The 22,022-nt window shown below is 45.3% G+C and carries 24 protein-coding genes; 1 reads left to right on the top strand and 23 read right to left on the bottom strand.

Features of this window, described 5'->3' with window-relative positions:
- Positions 1-9: 9 nt before the first annotated feature.
- The 8 genes from ileS to HMPREF0083_RS24345 form a co-directional block, all read right to left on the bottom strand.
- Positions 10-2,781, bottom strand: a complete 2,772-nt coding sequence (gene ileS, locus HMPREF0083_RS24380; protein WP_021624618.1) for an isoleucine--tRNA ligase — start codon at positions 2,779-2,781, stop codon at positions 10-12.
- Positions 2,782-2,950: 169 nt separating this feature from the next.
- On the bottom strand, positions 2,951-3,445 hold the full coding sequence (locus tag HMPREF0083_RS24375) for a DivIVA domain-containing protein (protein ID WP_040304870.1): 495 nt from the start codon (positions 3,443-3,445) through the stop codon (positions 2,951-2,953).
- A 40-nt stretch (positions 3,446-3,485) separates the two neighbouring features.
- Entirely contained in the window at positions 3,486-4,259 is a 774-nt protein-coding gene (locus HMPREF0083_RS24370) for a YlmH family RNA-binding protein (RefSeq protein WP_021624616.1), read from the bottom strand.
- A 5-nt stretch (positions 4,260-4,264) separates the two neighbouring features.
- Entirely contained in the window at positions 4,265-4,528 is a 264-nt protein-coding gene (locus HMPREF0083_RS24365; RefSeq protein ID WP_021624615.1) for a YggT family protein, read from the bottom strand.
- A gap of 17 nt (positions 4,529-4,545) precedes the next feature.
- A complete protein-coding gene (locus tag HMPREF0083_RS24360; RefSeq protein ID WP_040304868.1) occupies positions 4,546-4,989 on the bottom strand; it encodes a cell division protein SepF in 444 nt (147 codons plus the stop codon).
- Between the two features lie 28 nt (positions 4,990-5,017).
- Complete coding sequence (locus tag HMPREF0083_RS24355) at positions 5,018-5,710, bottom strand: YggS family pyridoxal phosphate-dependent enzyme (protein WP_040304865.1); 693 nt, start codon at positions 5,708-5,710, stop codon at positions 5,018-5,020.
- A gap of 9 nt (positions 5,711-5,719) precedes the next feature.
- Positions 5,720-6,547, bottom strand: a complete 828-nt coding sequence (gene pgeF / locus HMPREF0083_RS24350) for a peptidoglycan editing factor PgeF (protein WP_021624612.1) — start codon at positions 6,545-6,547, stop codon at positions 5,720-5,722.
- Between the two features lie 69 nt (positions 6,548-6,616).
- Positions 6,617-6,907, bottom strand: a complete 291-nt coding sequence (locus HMPREF0083_RS24345) for a YlmC/YmxH family sporulation protein (protein WP_021624611.1) — start codon at positions 6,905-6,907, stop codon at positions 6,617-6,619.
- 210 nt (positions 6,908-7,117) lie between these two features.
- On the opposite strand from HMPREF0083_RS24345, the gene HMPREF0083_RS24340 reads away from it, so the two are divergent.
- Entirely contained in the window at positions 7,118-7,897 is a 780-nt protein-coding gene (locus tag HMPREF0083_RS24340) for a basic amino acid ABC transporter substrate-binding protein (protein WP_051354794.1), read from the top strand.
- Positions 7,898-7,965: 68 nt separating this feature from the next.
- On the opposite strand, the gene HMPREF0083_RS24335 is transcribed toward HMPREF0083_RS24340, so the two are convergent.
- The 15 genes from HMPREF0083_RS24335 to murG form a co-directional block, all read right to left on the bottom strand.
- On the bottom strand, positions 7,966-9,000 hold the full coding sequence (locus tag HMPREF0083_RS24335; RefSeq protein WP_021624608.1) for a hypothetical protein: 1,035 nt from the start codon (positions 8,998-9,000) through the stop codon (positions 7,966-7,968).
- Positions 8,993-9,874, bottom strand: coding sequence for an ABC transporter ATP-binding protein (locus tag HMPREF0083_RS24330; protein ID WP_021624607.1), 882 nt, complete (start codon positions 9,872-9,874; stop codon positions 8,993-8,995). Before HMPREF0083_RS24330 ends, HMPREF0083_RS24335 begins: the two co-directional genes overlap by 8 nt.
- Positions 9,867-10,256 (bottom strand): GntR family transcriptional regulator, encoded by a 390-nt coding sequence (locus tag HMPREF0083_RS24325; protein ID WP_040304862.1) that lies wholly within the window; start codon positions 10,254-10,256, stop codon positions 9,867-9,869. Before HMPREF0083_RS24325 ends, HMPREF0083_RS24330 begins: the two co-directional genes overlap by 8 nt.
- Positions 10,257-10,440: 184 nt before the next feature.
- Positions 10,441-11,217 (bottom strand): RNA polymerase sporulation sigma factor SigG, encoded by a 777-nt coding sequence (gene sigG / locus HMPREF0083_RS24320; RefSeq protein ID WP_040304859.1) that lies wholly within the window; start codon positions 11,215-11,217, stop codon positions 10,441-10,443.
- 116 nt (positions 11,218-11,333) lie between these two features.
- Positions 11,334-12,056, bottom strand: a complete 723-nt coding sequence (gene sigE / locus HMPREF0083_RS24315) for an RNA polymerase sporulation sigma factor SigE (RefSeq protein WP_021624604.1) — start codon at positions 12,054-12,056, stop codon at positions 11,334-11,336.
- Positions 12,057-12,088: 32 nt separating this feature from the next.
- Positions 12,089-13,009, bottom strand: a complete 921-nt coding sequence (spoIIGA, locus tag HMPREF0083_RS24310; RefSeq protein WP_040304921.1) for a sigma-E processing peptidase SpoIIGA — start codon at positions 13,007-13,009, stop codon at positions 12,089-12,091.
- Positions 13,010-13,285: 276 nt separating this feature from the next.
- Positions 13,286-14,461, bottom strand: coding sequence for a cell division protein FtsZ (gene ftsZ, locus HMPREF0083_RS24305; protein WP_021624602.1), 1,176 nt, complete (start codon positions 14,459-14,461; stop codon positions 13,286-13,288).
- Positions 14,462-14,496: 35 nt separating this feature from the next.
- Positions 14,497-15,774, bottom strand: coding sequence for a cell division protein FtsA (gene ftsA / locus HMPREF0083_RS24300; RefSeq protein ID WP_040304856.1), 1,278 nt, complete (start codon positions 15,772-15,774; stop codon positions 14,497-14,499).
- A gap of 123 nt (positions 15,775-15,897) precedes the next feature.
- Positions 15,898-16,260: a small basic family protein gene (locus tag HMPREF0083_RS24295; protein WP_021624600.1), complete on the bottom strand. Its 363-nt coding sequence runs from the start codon at positions 16,258-16,260 to the stop codon at positions 15,898-15,900.
- A gap of 4 nt (positions 16,261-16,264) precedes the next feature.
- Complete coding sequence (locus HMPREF0083_RS24290) at positions 16,265-16,996, bottom strand: DUF881 domain-containing protein (RefSeq protein WP_021624599.1); 732 nt, start codon at positions 16,994-16,996, stop codon at positions 16,265-16,267.
- Positions 16,997-17,014: 18 nt separating this feature from the next.
- Positions 17,015-17,800 carry a DUF881 domain-containing protein gene (locus HMPREF0083_RS24285; protein ID WP_148316060.1) on the bottom strand — a complete coding sequence of 262 codons (786 nt, stop codon included), beginning with the start codon at positions 17,798-17,800 and terminating at the stop codon, positions 17,015-17,017.
- Positions 17,745-18,527 carry a cell division protein FtsQ/DivIB gene (locus HMPREF0083_RS24280; protein ID WP_040304852.1) on the bottom strand — a complete coding sequence of 261 codons (783 nt, stop codon included), beginning with the start codon at positions 18,525-18,527 and terminating at the stop codon, positions 17,745-17,747. The genes HMPREF0083_RS24285 and HMPREF0083_RS24280 overlap by 56 nt, the downstream gene beginning before the upstream one ends.
- Positions 18,528-18,629: 102 nt before the next feature.
- Entirely contained in the window at positions 18,630-19,880 is a 1,251-nt protein-coding gene (murA, locus tag HMPREF0083_RS24275) for a UDP-N-acetylglucosamine 1-carboxyvinyltransferase (RefSeq protein WP_040304850.1), read from the bottom strand.
- 14 nt (positions 19,881-19,894) lie between these two features.
- The gene (gene murB / locus HMPREF0083_RS24270; protein ID WP_040304848.1) at positions 19,895-20,803 is read right to left on the bottom strand and encodes a UDP-N-acetylmuramate dehydrogenase; all 909 of its coding nucleotides are present in this window, start codon (positions 20,801-20,803) and stop codon (positions 19,895-19,897) included.
- A gap of 97 nt (positions 20,804-20,900) precedes the next feature.
- Positions 20,901-22,001, bottom strand: a complete 1,101-nt coding sequence (gene murG, locus HMPREF0083_RS24265) for an undecaprenyldiphospho-muramoylpentapeptide beta-N-acetylglucosaminyltransferase (RefSeq protein ID WP_021624594.1) — start codon at positions 21,999-22,001, stop codon at positions 20,901-20,903.
- Positions 22,002-22,022: the final 21 nt, after the last annotated feature.

Below are 22,022 nucleotides of genomic sequence, written 5' to 3'. Positions count from 1 at the left end.
CGCGCGTCGCTACGCATTTACTTCCTGTTTAACAACCGATGCGCAGCGCGAGCACAATGTTGGATGGTCAGCATCGCTTCCCACTTCAGGCGTGATGATCCAGCAGCGTTCGCATTTCTCCCCGTCCGCCGGCTTCACCGCAACTGCAAGTCCTTCAAGCTGTACAGCAGTCTCTGGCGCCTTTTCGGAGGAAGGGTAAAGCGTGACATGCGAAGCGATAAACAGTTCTTTCAAACGAGCTTCTGCTTTCTTCAACGCTTTTTCTGCCGCTTCCCCCGGATAAATCGCTACGGAAGCGGAGAGCGATTGACCGATGACTTTTTCACGGCGCGCTTCCTCAAGCGCTTTGTTCACTTCATCACGAATTTCCACCAGACGGTCCCATTTCACTTCAAGCGCTTCATCCAGTTGCTTCATATCAGCTTCAGGCATATCCGTCAATTGTACGCTTTCAACGTCTGTACCCGGGATGTAGTTCCATACTTCATCCGCCGTGTGCGGAATGATAGGAGCAACCAGCCGGACAAGATCCAGAAGAATATCATACATAACGGTCTGTGCCGAGCGGCGACGCAGCGACTTTTCTGCATCTGCATACAAACGGTCCTTAGAAATATCAAGATAGAATGAACTAAGCTCAATCGAGCAGAAATTATGGATTGTGTTATACACTATATGGAATTGATATTCCTCATATGCTGTACGTACCTTCTGAATCACCTTCTGGTTTTTCAAAACCATGTAACGGTCAAGCTCATCAAGCTGTTCATATGACAAACGATCCGTCTTCGGATCGAATCCCTCCAGATTGCCGAGCAGGAAACGGAATGTATTGCGGATTTTACGGTATGCTTCTGCAATTTGCTTCAGAATAGCATCAGAGATGCGCACATCCGACTGGTAATCCACAGATGCTACCCACAGACGCAATATATCTGCACCAAGCTGATCCATGATTTTCTTCGGCACGATAACATTGCCCAGAGATTTGGACATTTTACGTCCTTCTCCGTCCAGCGTAAAGCCATGGCTTAATACGGCTTTGTACGGCGCGCGTCCATATACGGCTACCGCAGTCGACAAGGACGAGTTGAACCAGCCACGGTATTGGTCCGATCCTTCCAGGTACAAGTCAGCCGGCCATGCCAGCTCTTCACGTTCTCTTAATACCGATTCATGACTAGAACCCGAGTCGAACCAAACATCCATAATGTCCGTCTCTTTGCGGAAGTGCTTGCCACCACAGTGCTGGCATGTCATGCCTTCCGGTAGCAGTTCATCAGCTTCCTTGGCGAACCATACAGAAGAACCTTCACGACGAAATAAGTCAGAAACATGATTAATCGTATCATCATTAATCAGTGCCTCATTGCAATCCAGGCAATAGAAAATCGGAATCGGAACACCCCAGACACGCTGACGGGAAATGCACCAGTCTCCACGATCAGCAATCATATTATGCAGACGTTGTTCACCCCAGTGCGGCATCCATTTTACTTCCTTAATAGCAGCAAGCATCTCCTGGCGGAAGCCATCTATGGATGCAAACCATTGCTCAGTCGCACGGAAAATAATCGGCTGCTTTGAACGCCAATCATGCGGATATGAGTGTGTAATGAAATTCATATGCAGAAGAGCGCCGACTTCTTTTAACTTTTCCGTAATTAGCTTATTGGCGTCATCATAAAATACGCCCTCAAAACCTGGTGCTTCCTTCGTCATGACTCCTTTGCCATCTACTGGACATAAAATATCAAGTCCGTACTTCTGTCCAAGATAGAAGTCATCTTCCCCGTGTCCTGGGGCAGTATGAACACAACCGGTACCAGCTTCAAGCGTAACATGCTCACCTGGCAGAAGCGGGGATCTGCGATCATAGAATGGGTGACGACATACGACACCTTCCAGTTCGGCACCTTTATATTCAGCTACGACCTCATATGTTTCCCACCCGATCGTTTGTGCCACATTTTCTAGTAAACCGGAAGCGATCAGGAACTTTTCCCCGCCTGTTTTAACAAGCGAGTATTCCAGCTCAGGATGGATAGCAACTGCCAGATTAGCCGGCATGGTCCAAGGTGTGGTCGTCCAAATTACAACTTTGTCGCCTTCCGCCAGTTTGCCGTTCCCCTCAATAACCGGGAACGCCACATAAATCGAAGCAGAGCGCTTATCTTTATATTCAATTTCGGCTTCTGCCAGTGCTGTCTCAGATGAAGGAGACCAGTACACAGCTTTAAGCCCCTTGTAAATATAGCCTTTTTTCGCCATCTCTCCGAAAATTTTAATCTGGCGTGCCTCATACTCAGGCTTTAGTGTAATGTATGGATTGTCCCAGTCGCCACGTACGCCAAGACGTTTAAATTGCTCTTTTTGCTTCTCAACATATTTGTAGGCATAGTCCGCGCAGCGTTCACGAAATTCAACGATGCCAACTTTGTGGCGGTCAATTTTTTCGTTTTTGATAATGGCATGCTCTATCGGAAGACCATGGGTATCCCACCCTGGAACATACGGAGCGTCAAAACCTAACATCGACTTGGAGCGAACGATAAAATCCTTCAGCACTTTATTCAGCGCATGCCCGATATGAATATCACCGTTAGCATACGGCGGTCCGTCATGCAGAATGAATTTCGGACGCCCATTAGTACGAGCTTGCACTTTTTTATAAATATTATTCTCTTCCCATTGGGCCTGCATCTCAGGCTCACGGGTTGGCAGACCTCCCCGCATCGGGAAATCCGTCTTTGGCAGTTTCAAGGTTTTACTGTAATCCATCCTCGTTTCATCTCCCACAGTGAATATACTAAATAACAAAATAGCCTCCCCAGCCCATCTAGACGGGACGAGAAGGCTACTAAATATCCCTTTTGAAGAAACCTGGTTATCTTAAGAATTATAGACCAGTTATTACCCTAACGTCAACTAACACGGGGCGTGCGCGGTATTACTCTGTCATATTTTTTGCAAGGTCTTCCTCAATTTTCTCGAAGTTCTCCCAATCGCCATTATCAAGCATTTCCAGTTGCGCTTCTAAAATGGAACGAAAACGCATGCGATATACGGAAGCCCGGCGTTTAAGCTCGTCAATCTCGGAGACAAGCTTACGTGATTTTGCGAGCGCATCATTAATAAGGCGATCCGCGTTCTTCTCCGCTTCCTTAACGATAAGCTGTGCTTCTTTACGTGCATTGGCTTTTAATTCATCCGCCGTTTCCTGTGCCATGATAAGCGACTTCTTCAACGTCTCTTCAATGTTGGCGAACTGTGAAAGCTTTTCATTCAGCGTTGCGACCCTCTCTTCGAGCTGACGCTTTTCTTTCAGCATAATATCAAATTCTTTAATAATTTGATCAAGAAACTCATTTACTTGATCTTCATCATATCCGCGGAATACGCGGCTAAATTCCTTATTATGAATATCCAATGGTGTTAACGACACACCGGTCCACCTCCTATAAAGTGAAACTTCATTACGTGATTCAATCAAAAACCGCAACTTCCATTTTTATTCGCCCTTTTTTCGTTTCTCCGCCAATCCCGCTCACCTTAAATCTGCCAAAACCTTTGAACGAGACAACATCTCCTTCTTCAAGTCGAAACGCAGGATCATTGACCTCTCGCCAATTCACCTTCGCCCTTCCATTCTGAATGGGTGCGATAACTTTTGCCCGTGAAAGGCGGTATACATCTCCAATTACAGCGTCAAGCCTTGGGGATTGCACGGTAAACGAAAGCGGGCGAAACGACTGCTCGGGTACATTCACCTCATCAAGCAGTTTAGACTCCACTGTAACATGAATCCGGTGAACCTGGGTCATATGTAAACGCACATACTCGGCAATTTCTTCTGCAACAATAAGCTGTGCGCTGTCCTTATGGACAAGTATATCTCCAAATTTTTCCCTTTTTATACCTAGACCGAGCAACGAACCAAGATAATCGCGATGCTCAAGTGAAAGAAACTCATTGCTTCCCTTTACTTCAAGCAGCTGTACTCCAAACTCTTCTCGCTCCGGCTCCATATACTCTGGATGGAGGATTCCGCGTACGCGCTCGGCCCCTTCATATCCACCGCATAGTGCAAAATATACGCCGACTTCCCGACCTGCGAGCGCCCGTACGATAAATGCCTGACGCGGATCAAGAAAATCCGTGCGAATGACTTCGTATCGGTCGCTGACACGGCTTGTCCACTCCAGCACCCGTTCCACGAACGGATGCTCATCCCGCCGGAAATGCTGATGTAAATCCATTTATACTACACCAGTGAATACAAGATGCTTAAAAGTCCACGTTGCGCAAAATGCAAAGCAAACAGTGCAACAATCGGCGAAATGTCAATCATGCCAAGGGGCGGAATAAAGCGGCGGAAAATCTGTAAATACGGTTCCACCAATCGGCCCAGCATTTCCCCAAACGATGTCTCACGTAATTGGGGAAGCCATGACATTAAAATATAAATAATGATCATGTAATAATAAATATTAAATGCAAATCCTATAATCCCAGTAAGTTGAACCATTTTTTCACCTCGGCTGCTTAACCTCTATCATCAAACATCATTTCTGTAATGTTGCCCTGCACCTCCATATACTCGGGCAGGCACAAAAACGTCTTATGCCCAATACGCTGAATCGTTCCATTAATAGCGTACACTGTACCGCTCAAAAAGTCGATAATTCGCTTTGCCTGTTCTGCTGGGACACGCTGCAAGTTAATGACGACCCCTCGTCTGGAGCAAAGATGGTCCGCAATCTCCTGAACCTCTTCATAAGATTTCGGCTCCACCAGCATGACACGGGGCGCCTGTTCTTTGACGGCATGCAGGCTAACAACATTATTACCCTGACGGTTTTTGCGCGGCTTTACGTATGATTCTTCCTCTTCTTCATACTCTGTACGTTCGTCGATGACTTCTTCCTCATAATATGCCGCATCGCCACCAAGCCCCAAAAACTCCTTGATTTTGTTAACGACGCCCATGTACATCGCTCTCCTTACATAAGTAATCTCAATTTCGTTCGTCACCAACCAACGTAGAGCCCAACCGAATGAACGTAGCTCCTTCTTCCACGGCAATATGATAATCGTTCGACATGCCCATGCTCAAATGTTCCAGCGAAAGCTTCGGATATTGCTGTTGCATACGTTCACGAAGCTCGCGAAGTTCCCGGAAAACCCATCTTACCTCTTCAGGATCTTCCACATACGGCGCCATTGTCATGAATCCATTCGCCTTGATGTAAGGCATATCATGAATAGCTGCAAGAAAGTCCGGTACCTCCTGTGGTGTGAGACCATGCTTGGTCTCTTCTCCTGAGATGTTAACCTGAACCATACAATGGGTTATACTCTGCTGCTGTTCACTGCGCTTGTTCAATTCCTTCGCTAAAGACAGGCGATCAAGCGAATGAACATATGCAAAACGACCAATCATATCCCGTACTTTATTTGTTTGCAAATGGCCAATAAAGTGCCATGTGGCTGCCTTTTCACCAAGCGCTTCCCACTTAGGCACAGCATCCTGCGTACGACTCTCTCCAATATGGCGAATGCCAGCCTCAAGTGCTGCACGCGTCGTCTCTAATGATACATATTTAGTCACTGCCACAATTTGCACTTCCGATGAAGAGCGTCCTGCTCGTTCACAGCTAGATTGAATGGTTGCTTGTACTTGTCGCAAATTTTCTGTAATATATGACAACGTCCTTCCTTACCCCTCTTTCAATGCGATAAAAGCTGCCATCCGACCTGTCTTTCCATTTTCTTTTCGATGAGAGAAGAATAAGTCTGTTCGACAACTTGTACATAAATGACTCACTTCGATATGCGCAGGTGAGATTCCTGCCTCTTCAAGCAAAATTCGATTTGTTTCCTGTAAATTCAACATATATTTTCCAGCTTCAATTCCTGGTGCCAGAACGTGTGCAGCTTTATCTCCCACCACCTCTTTCACCCGATCCGACACCGCATCATTCACTTCATAGCAGCATGAACCAATGGATGGACCAATGGCGGCATAAATATCTTCCGATTTGATGCCCCATGTCCGCCTCATCGTCTGTACCATTCCGGGACCGATGCGCGCCACCGTTCCCCGCCACCCGGCATGGGCTATCCCGAGAATCTGCGCGCTCGGTGCATAAAAGAAGAGTGGTACACAATCAGCATAGAAAGATGCCAGAAACACATTCGGTTTATCTGTAAGTAATCCATCTGTCTGCCTAATCGCTTCATCATGCGCCGCTCTGCCTGCTCCTATATCTTCTCCCGCAATAATGCGAATCCCGTTTCCGTGCACCTGATCCGCACACGTAAAAACGGTGTAGGAAAATCCGTTCTCACAGGCGAGCTTTCGTCTATTCTCAATCACATGCTCTGCGGTATCACCTACATGCAATCCACAGTTAAAACTGGCGAACTCATTCCGGCTCGCTCCGCCCTTTCGTGTGGAAAAGCCGGCCACAAGCTGAGGCCACCTGCGCTCCCAGCTTTCAAGATGCAGCATGAATTCCCGCTCCCGCATGATAAATGGTTCCATTCTCTTCCCTCCTCATAAGAATCTTACCATTCTCTTTCCTATAAGAAAAGGAAGAAAGGAACACGGGTGTTACGGACGGTATCCTCCTTCCACAGCTTCCGGTTTCGTAAGTGGCATCATATCATCCAAACGAACAAGAATGACATCTTTGCCAATTTTGACAATGTTACGCCACGGAATAATGATATCTTCCCCTCCGCCAAAAAAACCAAAGAATTTGCCATTTCCTTTACCAGGCACGACAATTGCCTCCACTTGTCCCGCCTGCAGGTTAATTTCCAAGTCGGTCACCTGTCCTAGATTTTTCCCATCTAATATATTTACCACATCTTTTTCCTGAAATTCAGAAACTTTAACCATATCCTGTTCACCTCGCTTTGTACGTATATGCCGTTTGATATTTCAATAGCAACCCGCTTGTATTCAGTATATGAAGAAACTTTGAGAAATGTCCTAAAAGGCCCTCTTATATTTTCAGGACTTGTCAGAATAAGCACTCGGTTGTATACTTATTCGCGTATGTTTATGAATAAACAATATGGTTACTAAGCAATGGAGGTCAACATACACATGAAAAAGAAGTTCTCATTGTTGTTTCTTGCATGTTTGTTTGTCTTTGCTCTTGCTGGATGCGGAGGTGGAGCAAAAGAAGGAAGCACATCCGCAAGCGGAAAAAAAATTACGGTCGGAACCGACGCTTCCTTTCCACCGTTTGAATTCATGTCTCCAACAGGAGAGCCTCAGGGATTTGATATCGACCTAATTAAAGCGATTGCCGAAACACAAAATATCGAGGTTCAGGTCAAACATACCGGATGGGATGCTATGATGGCCGGACTTGAGGACGGCTCCGTCGATGTAGGAATTGCAGGTATTACAATTACAAAGGAACGTAAAAAATCATTTGATTTTACCACGCCGTATTTTACCGCAAAACAGGTCATTCTTATGAAGAAAAACGCTCCTGCTGTAAGTAAAGTCGCTGATTTGAAAGGCAAAAAAATTGGTGTGCAATCTGGAACAACCGGGCAGTTTCTTGTGGAGAAACATCTTGGTAAAGGATATAGCGGACTGAAAGGCTTCGAAGAAGTAGCAGGCGCTATTGAAGATATGAAAAATGGCCGTATTGATGCTGTAGTCGCTGATAATGCGGTAGTAAAGAAATTTATGGAACAACTAAAACTCGATAATGTAAACATCATCGAGGATACATCAGCTGAGCAAGAGCAATATGGTATCGCTGTAAAAAAAGGGAATAAAGAGCTGCTCGATAAACTTAATAAGGGTCTTGCCACTGTAAAAGAAAACGGAAAATACGATGAAATCTATAATAAGTATTTAGGAAAATAATCCTCAAAGGAAAAGCTGCCCTGCGCATAACGCAGGGCAGCTTTTCTTTATAGTTGTCTCTCTATCGTCTATACTTTGAAACGAATTTTCATTATCTTTCGCATTAGCACCAGTGTTACCAGTCCGCCCCCAATAAATCCTAGATAATATGATAAAAGTAACACTGACCGATTGCTATCAAAATCAACAGTCAGCACCGTTAAAAACATTCCGAGAGATAAAGCAAAACATAAGGCAACGCCAACTTTGAATACGGGCTGTAACTGTGGAAATAAAATGATGCATCCATTGTACTCTAGCCGATTGTTACGGTAGCAATACAGTCCGAGAGGCAAAAACACCACGATATACGATAGCGGTCCCCATATGTGAATATATTCACCTGCGACTATCTCTCTTCCTCCCACCACGTGGAAAAATAGAGTCGAGTTAATCACTAAATTAAAAATAGGTGCATTAAATACATGAACTACATTACCTATGTCTCTTCCGAGATTTACATAAACAAAGAACGTAACAATGGCCATAAATCCAAGCGGGAAGACGCTGAAAATTCCCGTCAAAATTGTTTGCGCCGCTGCGCTTCCTGTAATCGTCCCTATAAACAATGCAAATGTATAAATTCCTGTTATAATAATGACAGTAAAAACTACATCTTTTATGTGATAGGATCCGTTCAAATGATCGGCAAAAGGGGAGAACAATATAATAAGAACATCAATGATTGTATTGCTTAAAAGCGCTCCTGCGAGAAAGACAACACCAATCCCCCACTTGATCAAAAACACATGCGCCCTCGAAAACGGCAACGAAAACGTAAAATCATTTTGTAAATTTCGCCGCTCCACCCCGATAAGTGAAGCAGCCAATATGACCATCAATAGGGCGAGAACAACATTACGCATAAGAAACAGCCAATCTATCACCGTGTAGAACGACTCCGCACTTACATCATGGTTATACGTATGTTCATAGTATGTAAGCCAATTCCAGATAAGAAATCCTTGCGCCACTCCCATAAATAGCAGGCAGACAATAGGAATTAACCAAAGCAGCAACTTCGCCTGCCGATACTCCTTCTTCCATAATGCATGCTTAAACATGTCTCTCTCCTCCTAATTTAAAGACGTATACATCTTCAAGTTGAATCGGCATCTTCTCAAGCAGGAGCGGCTGCTCCACTTCAAATAGACGCACTGTATCTGTTCCGCTTTCTTCAATTAAAACCGTATATACACGCCCTACTTTACTAATTACTCTCACATTCGGCATTTCAAGCAAAGCAGCAGGTGCTTCGTCTTTAAATACAATCTGCAATTTATGTAACGAATTTTTTAATTGTTCAAGCACCATTACCTCTTCTATTCGTCCGTTCTTCAGCCAGATGACCGTATCAGCAATACGCTCAATTTCTTCCAGATGGTGCGAGGAAATAATGAGTGACACACCTGTATCCGCTACTTCTTCCACTAGGTAGGCAAGTACCTGCTTCTTCACAATCGGATCGAGTCCGTTTGTCGGTTCGTCGAGCAAGATAAGTCTCACTCGTGCAGAGAATGCCATAATCATTGCAGTGAGCGCCTTCATTCCCTTAGAGAAGTGTTTGATTTTTTTTCGCCGCGGCAACTCAAACCGTTCCATAAGCTGACCATAATATGCTTTATCAAATGCTGGATATATCGCTGCATAGAAATCCGCCCATTCATCAGGCGTGTAGCCAACAAATACTTCGGTTGAGTCGGGAACATACAAAAATTGACGTCTATATTCCGGAAAACGGTGTACATCCTTCCCCTCAAACTCGACGCATCCTTCCTCTGGATCCAAAATTCCTGTCATCGTTCGTAGCAGCGTTGTTTTCCCGGCTCCGTTGCGTCCGAGCAGTCCAACAATCGAACCCTGCTCAATTTCAAATGAAACTTCGCATAATGTGGGCCGGCCATCCATCTCTTTTGACAAGCGTTTTACACTAAGCATGCTTATCCCTCCCTAGTTCTCTCATATATTCATCCACCCAATCCTTAAATTGCTTGGTGCTAATTCCAAGATAAAACGCCTCTACTGTCAGTTGCCTGAGCGACATTTGAAACTGTTCGAGCCGCTCTTGTTCCATCCTCGGCGAGGTTCTTTTAGAGACAAATGTTCCTTTGCCACGCAGTGTTTCGATTACACCTTGGCGTTCCAATTCTTGGTACGCTTTACTGACCGTATTTGGATTCACTAAGAGACTGGCCGATAACTCCCGTACGGATGGAAGTTTTTCCCCTCCTTGCAGCATCCCTTTAAGAATCGCTTCTTTCATTTGCTGGATAATTTGCTCGTAAATAGGTAGCGTACTTCGTTCATTAATCGTAATCAATTTTTCGCCTCCTTTCTTTAATCTTATGTGTATTAAGTGTATCATCTTATATAGTACACTTAATACATTAAACAACACATTCGCTTCTGTCAATGATTTTCTCCGTAACTGTGATTCTTTATATAAAAACAAGCGTCCATCATCAGGTGGACGCTTGTGCTTCATGTTATCTTTTCTATTTATTCTATTGTACATGCTTGTGCATTTGTGAAATAGCCGCCTTCTCCAGCCTAGATACTTGGGCCTGAGAAATCCCAATTTCCTCTGCTACTTCCATCTGCGTCTTGCCTTCAAAAAAACGCATTGATAAGATCAATTTCTCCCTATCCGTTAGTCGATGCATTGCTTCCTTGAGTGCAATCTCTTCGGTCCACTGGCTATCACGGTTCCGTTCGTCACTAATTTGATCCATTACAAAAATCGGATCGCCACCATCCTGATATATCGGCTCAAACAACGACACCGGATCTTGGATGGCATCAAGTGCAAAGACCACATCCTCCTTTGGTACATTCAATTCCTCAGAAATTTCCATGATAGTCGGCTCACGCGAATTTTTATTTGTTAGCGTATCCCTCACCTGCAACGCTTTGTATGCAATGTCTCGTAAAGAACGGGAGACGCGGATGGGATTGTTATCCCTGAGATACCTGCGAATTTCTCCGATAATCATCGGAACAGCATACGTGGAGAATTTAACATTCTGGCTTAAGTCGAAATTATCAATGGCTTTCATTAGCCCTATACATCCTACCTGGAACAAATCATCCACATATTCTCCGCGATTGTTAAAGCGCTGGATTACACTTAACACCAGGCGTAAGTTGCCATTTACCAATTGCTCTCTTGCTGCGTACTCTCCGCTTTGCAGTTGGACAAACAGTTCCCGCATCTGCGTATTAGTCAGTACGGGTAGCTTGGAAGTATCCACTCCGCAGATTTCTACCTTATTGCGTGTCACGTATTTTTCCCTCCTGAAGGAGCCAGCGTTACTGATAAGTATCTCCGTGAAGGGAAAAATTATGCAGTGACTATTATGAGACATTCGCTTTCGAATCATCAGGCAATTCAAGCGATTTACAGCATTTTATTGAACTCTTTTTTTAGCCTTTTAATAATGCGTTTTTCCAGACGTGAGATGTAAGACTGGGAAATTCCCAGAATGTCAGCGACATCTTTTTGTGTTTTTTCTTCCTCTCCATTGAGACCAAAGCGCATTTCCATAATTACACGTTCTCTCTCTGATAACTTATCAAGCGCCTTATACAGTAACTTTTTATCCACCTGCTCTTCAAGATCACGATAGATGATATCATTTTCAGTTCCCAGCACATCGGAGAGCAGTAGTTCATTTCCATCCCAATCAATATTAAGCGGTTCATCAAACGATACTTCAGATTTGACTTTGCTGTTACGGCGCAAAAACATGAGAATCTCGTTCTCAATACAACGGGAAGCATATGTGGCCAGTTTGATTTTTTTCTCCGGATCAAATGTGTTTACAGCTTTAATCAATCCAATCGTCCCGATGCTTACCAGGTCCTCAATATTAATGCCCGTGTTCTCAAATTTACGGGCAATATAGACGACCAGACGTAAATTACGTTCAATGAGAATGGAACGAATCGCCGGATCTTTCGTATGAAGACGGCCTAACAAATATTCTTCTTCTTCCCTGTTCAGCGGAGGCGGGAGTGCTTCACTGCCGCCAATATAATGGATTTCTTCCGCCTTTGCTCCAATACGAATCAGCAGACGATACCACCATAATTGAACAAGTAAGCGTAGCTTTGCAACCATCCAATCACTCCTCTTCGGTAAAATAGTAGCTATTAAGAGGCCATCTCATGCCTTTCTTCTATTGCTGACGGATGTACAATCGCTTGATAGCTTCCATCAGCTGTAAGTCTCACAGTACGTAATCCGATAAGCATTCGAGTCAGGCGATAGGCTTTATCGTCCGTATATATGCGTACTTCATCCGGACGAATAGCAACCAGAAAACTGGATTGACTTGATACAGTACGATAGGGAATAAATCTCATTCTTTCAAGCCAGCAACTCTCTTCTTCTGGTATATTCAACTCATCCACTTGCATGTCCCCGTCCAACTGCTGCATCAATTCTTTAGGCAAGATACCTTCCCAGATTTGTGCTTCCATAACAGTGACTGGCGTCCGCGATAACGGGTCATAGAGTCGATTTCCCGTATCAATGAAACCCTGGCAACTAATGGTATGACCGAACACGTCCACTTCAAGCCGAACGTGCTGCATATCGGCCTGACGATTGGCTTTCAAGCTATAATAGCCACGCCGTGTACACCACCATAATAATGGGAACCCAATCACAATAAACCAAAGCGTCGGATCTGTTCCTGATGAGCCAGTATGTGTAACGACAATACCGTTAACGATTTCACTCTTCTCTTTCAACATCAGATGAATCCCCAGAAGCCCTCCGCCAATAAAAAAGGAAACGGCGTAAAATACGCCAAGAAGTCGGAGATGGTTCCAGATTCTTGTCCAGCGAAATGCAAGCAAAAGCATAAAACAGGAGAATAAAAATTTCGCTAAGAAAGTAAATGCGAAAGATAAGGGCGGAAAAAATAAAAAAACGGTATACGCGGCCCCAACCAGAGAAGCAAGCAGAAGCCTTCGTTTTCTCAGCGGCTGGCGGCAGATATGCCCGGTTATATACAGAAGCATATAATCAATGATGGCATTCGTCAGAAACACGACGTCAGCATACATCGTCACATTCGTTCCAGGCCTCCTTCCTTCTTTTTTCCGTGCTCTTATTATCACATAGAAAAAGATGGGAGTGTCCTTAAATCGTATGAAAAATTAAGACAAAATATGAGGGGAAATTTAGACAATGTGCGACACTATATTTCAAACGTAAAAGAAAGAGATTCAATGAGACAGCTTGAACCAGCTCATAATCAAGCTTGCAATTCACGAACATAAGTTCTATAATTATACTAAAGTAAAAAAGAGCCCTAAGCAGAGCGCTCAGGGCTTCTTTGTTTATTTTTTACGTCTACGATTGCGTAGAAAAGTCGGAATATCAAGATTATCTAGACCACCGCCATTAGCCTGACGGGGTTCCGGACGCAACGGCATTTGAGGCTCTTCAATTTCCCGTTCGGCCTCTACCTGACTCACACGGCGAGCTGTTCTCACGTTTTGCACGCCCATTTGCTTTTCACGGCCCGTATCCATTTGTGGACGACGTGCCATTTGCTGCTGTGATTCTTCAAATCCAGTCGCAATTACAGTAACGACAATTTCGTCCTTCAAATTCTCATTAATCACGGCACCGAAGATCATATTTACTTCCGCATCAGAAGCGGAAGCTACAATATCAGCTGCCTCATTCACTTCATATAAGCTTAAATTCGTACCACCGTTAATACTCATCAACACACCGCGGGCGCCGTCAATTGATGTCTCAAGTAACGGACTGCAAATTGCTTTCTTTGCCGCCTCAGCCGCTCTATTCTCGCCTGTAGCAATTCCGATTCCCATCAGGGCAGAACCACGCTCTGTCATAATCGTCTTCACATCAGCAAAATCCAAGTTGATAAGACCAGGAACGGCGATCAAATCGGAAATACCCTGTACCCCTTGGCGCAGCACATTATCCGCTTCACGGAACGCTTCAAGCATCGGGGTATTTTTATCGACAATTTCCAACAAGCGATCATTCGGAATGACAATTAACGTATCTACTTTTTCTTTTAATCCACAAATCCCCTGTTCTGCCTGTACCTGGCGTTTACGTCCTTCAAACGTAAAAGGACGGGTCACGACTCCTACAGTCAACGCGCCAATTTCTTTGGCGATTTCTGCAATAACAGGCGCAGCACCTGTTCCGGTTCCTCCACCCATTCCTGCCGTAACGAATACAAGATCCGCTCCGCGCAAGGCTTGCTCGATTTGTTCACGGCTCTCTTCTGCTGCTTTCTTTCCGACATCCGGATTTGCACCTGCTCCAAGTCCCCGTGTTAGTTTAGCACCAATTTGCAACTTGTGCTGCGCCTTTGACAGATTCAGCGCCTGGTAATCCGTGTTTACAGCGATGAATTCCACGCCCTGGATGCCGCCATCGATCATACGGTTCACGGCGTTGCTACCGCCACCGCCGACACCGATAACCTTTATCTGCGCTAGTGTATCCATTTCCAAATCGAATTCCAACATGTATTAAAGTCCCCCTCACTTATCATGCAAACAGTCTAAATAAATTCGCTAAACCAGTCTTTAACCTTTCTGATAACCCCCCCATGCTCCCTAGGCTCTTTCGGCACTTTAGGTGCACTACTAGGCTTTCGGTTACTTTTCGGTTGAGGTTGTTTCATCTCGAGTTGCTGTGGCATCTGATGCATGTAATATTTGGACGCATACTTGATTAAACCGACCCCCGTCGTATAAGCGGGATCGCGTACTCCGATGTAATCCGGAATAGCAATTCGCACCGGCGCCTGCAATTCGTAACGCGCCAACTCCAGCAAGCCCGGAATATTAGCGACACCCCCGGTCAATACAAAGCCATTCGGTATGCTCGTATCATAACCGAGGAGGTGCAGTTCATCTTCTACTAAATTGAAAATTTCTGCAGCGCGGGGCTCAATTACACTGGCCAATTCAACTTGCGTAAATTCCTTTTCTACATCGCTTCCAATTCGTTTAACCAGAAAGCATTCATCTTCACTTGCTTCTTCAATTAGCGCACATCCGTTATTCAGCTGGATTTGCTTTGCTTCCTCCGTAGTAGTACGCAGTCCGATGGCAATATCATTCGTAATGTAATCCCCACCAATCGGAAGTACGGAGAATGAGCTTAACATACCCATCTCAAAAACGGACACCGTGGTAGATCCGGCGCCGATATCTACAAGCACTACACCTAAATTTTTTTCATCCTTCGTCAACGCAATTTCACTGGATGCAAGCGGCATAAGATACATTCCGACAATAGATAAGCCTGCCCGTTCTACGCAACGCACTAAGTTATGTATGACAGTCTTGGCCCCTGTAATGATTGTGCCTTCCATTTCCAGACGCACACCCATCATACCTCTCGGATCACTAATCTCTCCAAGGCCATCGACAATATATTGAACGGGAACCACGTCGATAATTTCTTTTTCTGGCGGGATAGCAACCACTTGTGCAGCCTTCATCACTCGCTCGATATCTTCGTCGGCGATTTCTCGATTCTCGCTCGATACGGCAACCACGCCATGACTGGATTGAAGCTGAATATGATTACCGGAAATCCCCACGACAACGTGACGAATCGGCAAATCGACCATCCGTTCCGCTTTCTCTATAGCTTCGCGAATCGCTTGTACGGTTTCATCGATATCAACGATGGCGCCTTTTTTTATTCCTTGCGAATCCGCAGTTCCAACCCCGATAATATTGATGGTTCCGCTGTTAATTTCTCCAATGATTACTCTGACTTTGGATGTACCAATATCTAAGCTGACTATATATTCACTGTTGTTCAAGTTTGGCACCTCCTCTTTATTTTATTTTTGTAACCAAGCGCTAAAAATGAGTTACTGTATTTACTTCCACATTATACGGTGTTTCCCTTTTTTTTCAGCGTGAAAAATTATAAAAAATATGCACTAAGACAATGGTTTTTCTTCCTTATCGCCAAACCAGCGCCCAATGAGGATACGGCGGATTACGGCGATGTTGTTAAACAGGCGAACCCCGAACGCAAAAATCGCCGCTAAATACAAATCCACACCCATATATACACCAAGAAAAGCCAGTCCAGCTGCAAGAAGCGTGTTAAAAAAGAAGCCTGACATAAACACTTTAATGTCAAAGTAGTTATCCAGATGGGCCCGCAAGCCACCGAAAATCGTATCCAGAGCAGCTAGCACAGCAATAGAGAGATAGCTGCTATACTCTTCCGGCACGCGGAATTCAAACGACAATCCGAGAACAACACCAATAATCAAACCAATGACAGGTAACCACATCCGCTTATGACGCTCCTTTTTGCTCCAGAGGTTTCATATATTTCACTCCACCTGCCCCCTTATGGGCAGGAACCGTGATGCTTTCCGACTTCTGGATGGTAAATTTCTTGTTCAAAAAATGAAACCAGTCCTCCATCGACTCACGATCCGAACCGGGAAGGCGCAGAGCTGCTTCCAGGCTTTGTGGATCACCTATGGCCTTCACGATATAAGGCATATCAATAGGCTTGGTATCTACCTGAATACCCTCGCCAACGCTGCGAATGGAGCTATTGACAATTAAACGATTTCCATTCACCGCAATTGCCTTTGCACCATTTGCAAACAACAGGCTCGTCAAGTCAGTTAAATCCTGGTCAATAACAGGGGATTGCAACCTGTCTGCACCAGGAGCAGAGGGCTCATCTTCTATAGTAACAATGATGCCGGAACCCGCTATATCCGCAAAGCCGTGTTCTTTCTCAAGACGAATGAGCTCGTCCTGCATCACGGAAGGACCGCTGCCTTCATTTATTGATGTTTCATATTCACTTAATAGCTTTTCATACTTTGATATATCATTTAGTAGCTTCTGATGGTGTTCCATTTCCTTTTGTACATTCTGCCGTAGCTGAAACGTATCTTGTCGTTCAGTAGCGAATGTTGACTGATTTGAACGAAACTGAAGCGTTAGCATGAAACCAATAATAATGCTTATGGTCGTGATAATGAATGGGACCTGCCGATTATTTTTCATATTGTTTTTCCACCGCTTCTACCCCTGGTTCACAGGAGGTTTAACCCCTGCTTTTGTTTGTGTTTCTCCGACGTGTGCCGGCAACTCAATTTTATCTGAGCTATTAATGGAGATTTCTAAAGTTCGTTGCTTTAGTATATCAATGACACCGCCTGGCATCCGCAGAGCGCTCACTAGCGTATCCTTATCACCAATTGCCTCAATTACAAAAGGCGGGGCCAGCTTCGTATCATTTACAATAACCGTCGGACCTACGCACCGTATACTGGAACCACCGATTAAACGCTGTCCATTCACCGAAATTCCCTCTGCTCCTGCTGAGAACAATTCGTTTACTACATCGCGAATATTCTGATCATGCACAATCCCTTCCGCGACATTATCAAATGTATGAGCAGATTTGCTATCATCAAGCGTGACGGCAACACCGGGACCTGTTACCGGAATTAAGCCGGCTCTCATTCGCAACTCTTCCAGGCGGCTCAACATCTGTTTCGAGACTGTCTGCCTCTCCGACAGCTCTTTTTCCTTTGCGGTAACTTCCATGCGAAGTTTTGCGAGCCGCTTTTCCAGATTCTCATTCGTCTCTTTTTCGTTAATCAGCTTCTCATTTAACCTTACTTTTTTCTCCCATTCGTTATCCTTCGTTGAAGAAGGAAGATTGCTTGCCCCTGACATCGTCAATTGAACTGAATATGCAACGATAAACCCGAATACAAGAAGCACAAGTGTTAAATACACATGGATTTTACGGACTCTTAGACTGTTTTTCACTGTTTGTCGGCTGCTGTTTGTACGGTGCAAACCATTTCACCTCTGATAGATTGATAATCCCTTCCGTTTTTCCTTCCTGCTTCAGGCTCTGTACAAAGGAAGGATACCACGCCATATTGCTGGCGAAGTTCTGTATAGTGGTATGCACTTCAAATCCGTCCTTCATAAATAATACAAGATTTTCGGGATTATTCTTGGTTGGTTCGTGTCGAATCTCGGAAATTTGCTGACGGATACCAGGGTCAAGCTTATTCAATTCACCGGCAAACCTAGGAAGAAGCTGCTCCGTTCCCCACCGTCGAATAATCGGCTTGTCCACTGCTCCATCCCCTGACGGATATTGTTTTAACACACCGCCTTTATCCGTGATAGGGTACATCGCTCCCTGACTGTTCATCAATAGCGCCACCCGAGGTCGCTCTGTTACCACAAGTTCGACCTTACCAGGGAATTTTTTTCGAACATCCACGCTTTCGATTGCCGGAAGTGCGGCAATAATCAACTGCTCCACATTCTGCTTGTTAACGAACAAATACTGCATATCAAACGTAAGTTGCGAGTATTTGATTACTTCCTCAGGCGGTACAAGCTTGGCTCCAGTAACAGATATGTCCTGTACTCGACTAATAGATGACTGAAAAAAAAGAACTATAAGCAGTACTGTAAAAAACAACAGCATCAGGATGAGCAACTGACGATTGGTTTTCTTTTTCCGATTCTCTTTTCGTAGATGCGGGATTTTCTCTATATTTGCCATTCCGTATTCCTCCGCTATTGAACCTGTAAACTTGCAAAAGCGGCATACTCTCATATGCCGCTTCACATGCACAAAATATACGTAATGGAAAGTGTGATCTGGTTATACCCTTCGAATACGGGCTCCCAGACTTGCAAGCTGCTCCTCAATCCGGTCATAGCCGCGATCGATATGATACGCTTGCGTCACCTTCGTCTCTCCTTCCGCAGCAAGCCCTCCAATGATGAGCGCCGCACCAGCACGTAAATCGGTCGCTTCCACTACCGTCCCGGATAAACGTGGTACCCCCCGAATAAAAGCGGTGTGTAAATCCACATAAATATCGGCACCTAGACGACACAACTCATTCACATGCCTAAATCTTCCATCAAATACCGTTTCTTTAATGATGCTACAACCTTTTGCCACAGAAAGAAACGCCATCGTCTGTGACTGCATATCCGTCGGAAACCCAGGGTATGGGGCTGTAATAATACGGTCGACAGCACGGAATGGTCCGCTTGCCTTTACCGTAATTATATCATGCCCATAGTCGATTTCAACACCGCATTGTTTAACAACATCCAGTATTGCTACCACATGCATTGGATTAACGTTTCGCAAGACAATTTTTCCCTGGGTAATCGCTGCAGCCAGCATCATCGTTCCTGTAACAATACGATCGGGAATGACCTGATAATCCGTAGCTTGCAGGTGAGAGACTCCCTCAATTACGATACGGTCCGTTCCTGCTCCGCACACACGGGCCCCCAGACAGTTAAGGAAGTTCTGTAAGTCAATAATTTCAGGCTCGCGTGCCGCATTAGACAGAACAGTTTCTCCCTGAGCTAGCACAGCAGCCATCATAATATTTTCCGTCGCTCCCACACTTGGATAGTCGAGAAAAATCATACCACCTTTTAGCTTATCAGCTGTGCAGCGGATATATCCGTCCTGAGCAATAATACGTGCACCGAGTGCTTCCAGCCCCTTAAGATGAAGATCGATTCTTCGCTCCCCAATCGCGCAGCCGCCCGGACGGGTAAGAATGACTTCGCCGAACCGAGCCAGAAGCGGCCCCATAAGAAAGATAGAAGAGCGCATCTGCCCCATCAAATCCTCTGGAACGGTCGAAGAGGCAAGCGCTGTTGTATCCACATGAACCGTCGTCCCCTCGTGCGAACATACAGCGCCTAATTTCGTTAAAATTTTGAGCATAACATCAATATCAGAGAGACGGGGTACATCGTAGATGGTATAGGAACCTCCGGTAAGCACGGTAGCCGCCAAAATGGGGAGGGCAGCGTTCTTCGCGCCCTGAATACGCAGTTCTCCCGAAAGAGGGGTTCCTCCCTCAATCACGAATGACTCCAAGATTTCACCTCCGTTTACCCCTCGCCCACCACCAATACTTCCGGAACAAGTCGTACCTGATAACGTTCATCAATGATTTCAATAACCCGTTCCATGAGGTCGAGGACATCCTGAGCCGTCGCGTTCCCCCGATTTACGATGAAATTAGCATGCTTCTCCGAAACCTGCGCACCTCCGATTGTAAGACCTTTAAGCCCGGCGCTCTCAATCAAGCGCCCTGCGTGGTCTCCCGGCGGATTGCGGAATACGCTGCCTGCACACGGCATAGATAACGGCTGTGTCTGACGCCGTCGGTCTTTATATGCCGCCATATGGCCAGCAATTGTTTTACGGTCGCCGTATTGGAGCCTAAATACGGCACTCACCACAACACCCCTTCGCTCCTTCTGAAGCACGGACGTGCGGTAGCTAAAACCGAGTTCTTCTGGAGAAAGCCAAACTAACTCCCCATTTTCGAGTAACACTTCAGCCGATTTAAGAATGCGTGAAACGTCAGAACTATGCGCACCTGCATTCATATAAACTGCGCCGCCCACTGTACCTGGAATACCGCCGGCAAATTCAAGCCCGGTCAATCCCTCTTTCCCGGCCATCACTGCTAATCGTATAAACGAATAGCCAGCTCCCACCTCTACCTCTTCCCCGTTAAAGGTAAGGTGATCAAATCCTTCAGCCAGTTTAAAAACAACGCCGCGAATTCCTTTATCCCGTACAAGCATATTCGAACCTCTGCCCAGCACTTGCCATGGCACATTATACTTGTGAACGAGCTTCATACTATGAGCTAACGCCATTTTATTAGTCGGTTCAACAAGAATATCTGCCGGCCCGCCGATTTTCCACGTTGTGTGGTTCGCCAGCGGTTCATTAATAAGCACTGTTCCGATGTTAGCTTCTTTCAGCTCTGTAATCAGCTTCTGCATATATAGAACCTCCTCTATGAATCCCTGCCTGGTATGCAACGCCCTATGGGTCACGCGCCTAGGATAATGTATGCTCGCCCCGCCCACTATGTTACAGTCAGGCGCGGGCAATCGCTTTTAATTCATTATAGACAAGCGTGGCCGCATCAGGCTGCCCGAGCGCCTTTGCCGCACTGCGCATCGTTTCTATCCGCTTACCGTCTTTAAGCACTTCATCAATTTCTGCCAGCATGGCTGAGCCACTCAGCTCTGATTCAATAATGACGCGTGCTGCACCTTTCGCCTCCAGCCACCTTGCATTCTTCTCTTGATGATTGTTCGTTACATAAGGTGAAGGAATGAGAATGGAAGGCAGACCAAGTGCCGTAATCTCGGCAAGAAACGAGGCTCCGGCACGGTTTACGATTAAATCAATGCCTGCCAATACTTCCGGCATATTATAAATAAACGGACGCACGGTCATATTTGTAGGCAGTTTTCCATTTCGTTGCAGCGCTTCTAGCGTTTTCTCGTAATGCACTTCCCCGGTCACATAAATAAAATGATAATCTGGATAATCAGAAAATGAAGCCGCCATGTCGACTACCGCCTCATTAATCGCTCTAGCTCCACGGCTTCCCCCCACGATTAATACATATCGCTTGCCCTCAGGCACATTCAACGAGGCAAGACCTGCATCCTTGTCTGCCAGAGCCACCTCTGTCGCACGGGGATTGCCGGTTACTACTGTTTTCCCTTGTGGAAAGTAGGTGGCCGAACCCGAAAATGTTACGGCTACCCGACTTGTATAACGGGACAAAAATTTATTGGTTAATCCGGGAATCACATTCTGCTCATGAACAAGCGTCGGTATGCCAAGCGCACTTGCAGCGTATACAACCGGACCGCACACGTAACCGCCAGTGCCTACAACAACATCCGGTTTAAAATCATGGATAATCCGCTTTGCCCTACGGGTCGCCTTGAGAAATCTGGCTACAGTTTTTACGTTATCAAACGAAAGACTTCGCTTGAATCCGGTAATGTACACCGATTCAAAAGCAATGCCCTCCTTTGGTATAATTTGAGCTTCCAGTCCTTTTTCTGTTCCGATATATAAAATGCGAGAATCGGGTTCATGCCGCTTAATTTCTTTAATAAGTGCAAGAGCAGGATATATGTGGCCACCTGTCCCTCCTCCGCTAATAACAATATTCATATGAACCTGGCTCCTTTTATA

It is taken from the genome of Aneurinibacillus aneurinilyticus ATCC 12856 (assembly GCF_000466385.1).
GTDB lineage: Bacteria > Bacillota > Bacilli > Aneurinibacillales > Aneurinibacillaceae > Aneurinibacillus > Aneurinibacillus aneurinilyticus.
Note: the sequence above shows the minus strand (reverse complement) of the source record. Positions and strands in the feature narration are given on the sequence as shown.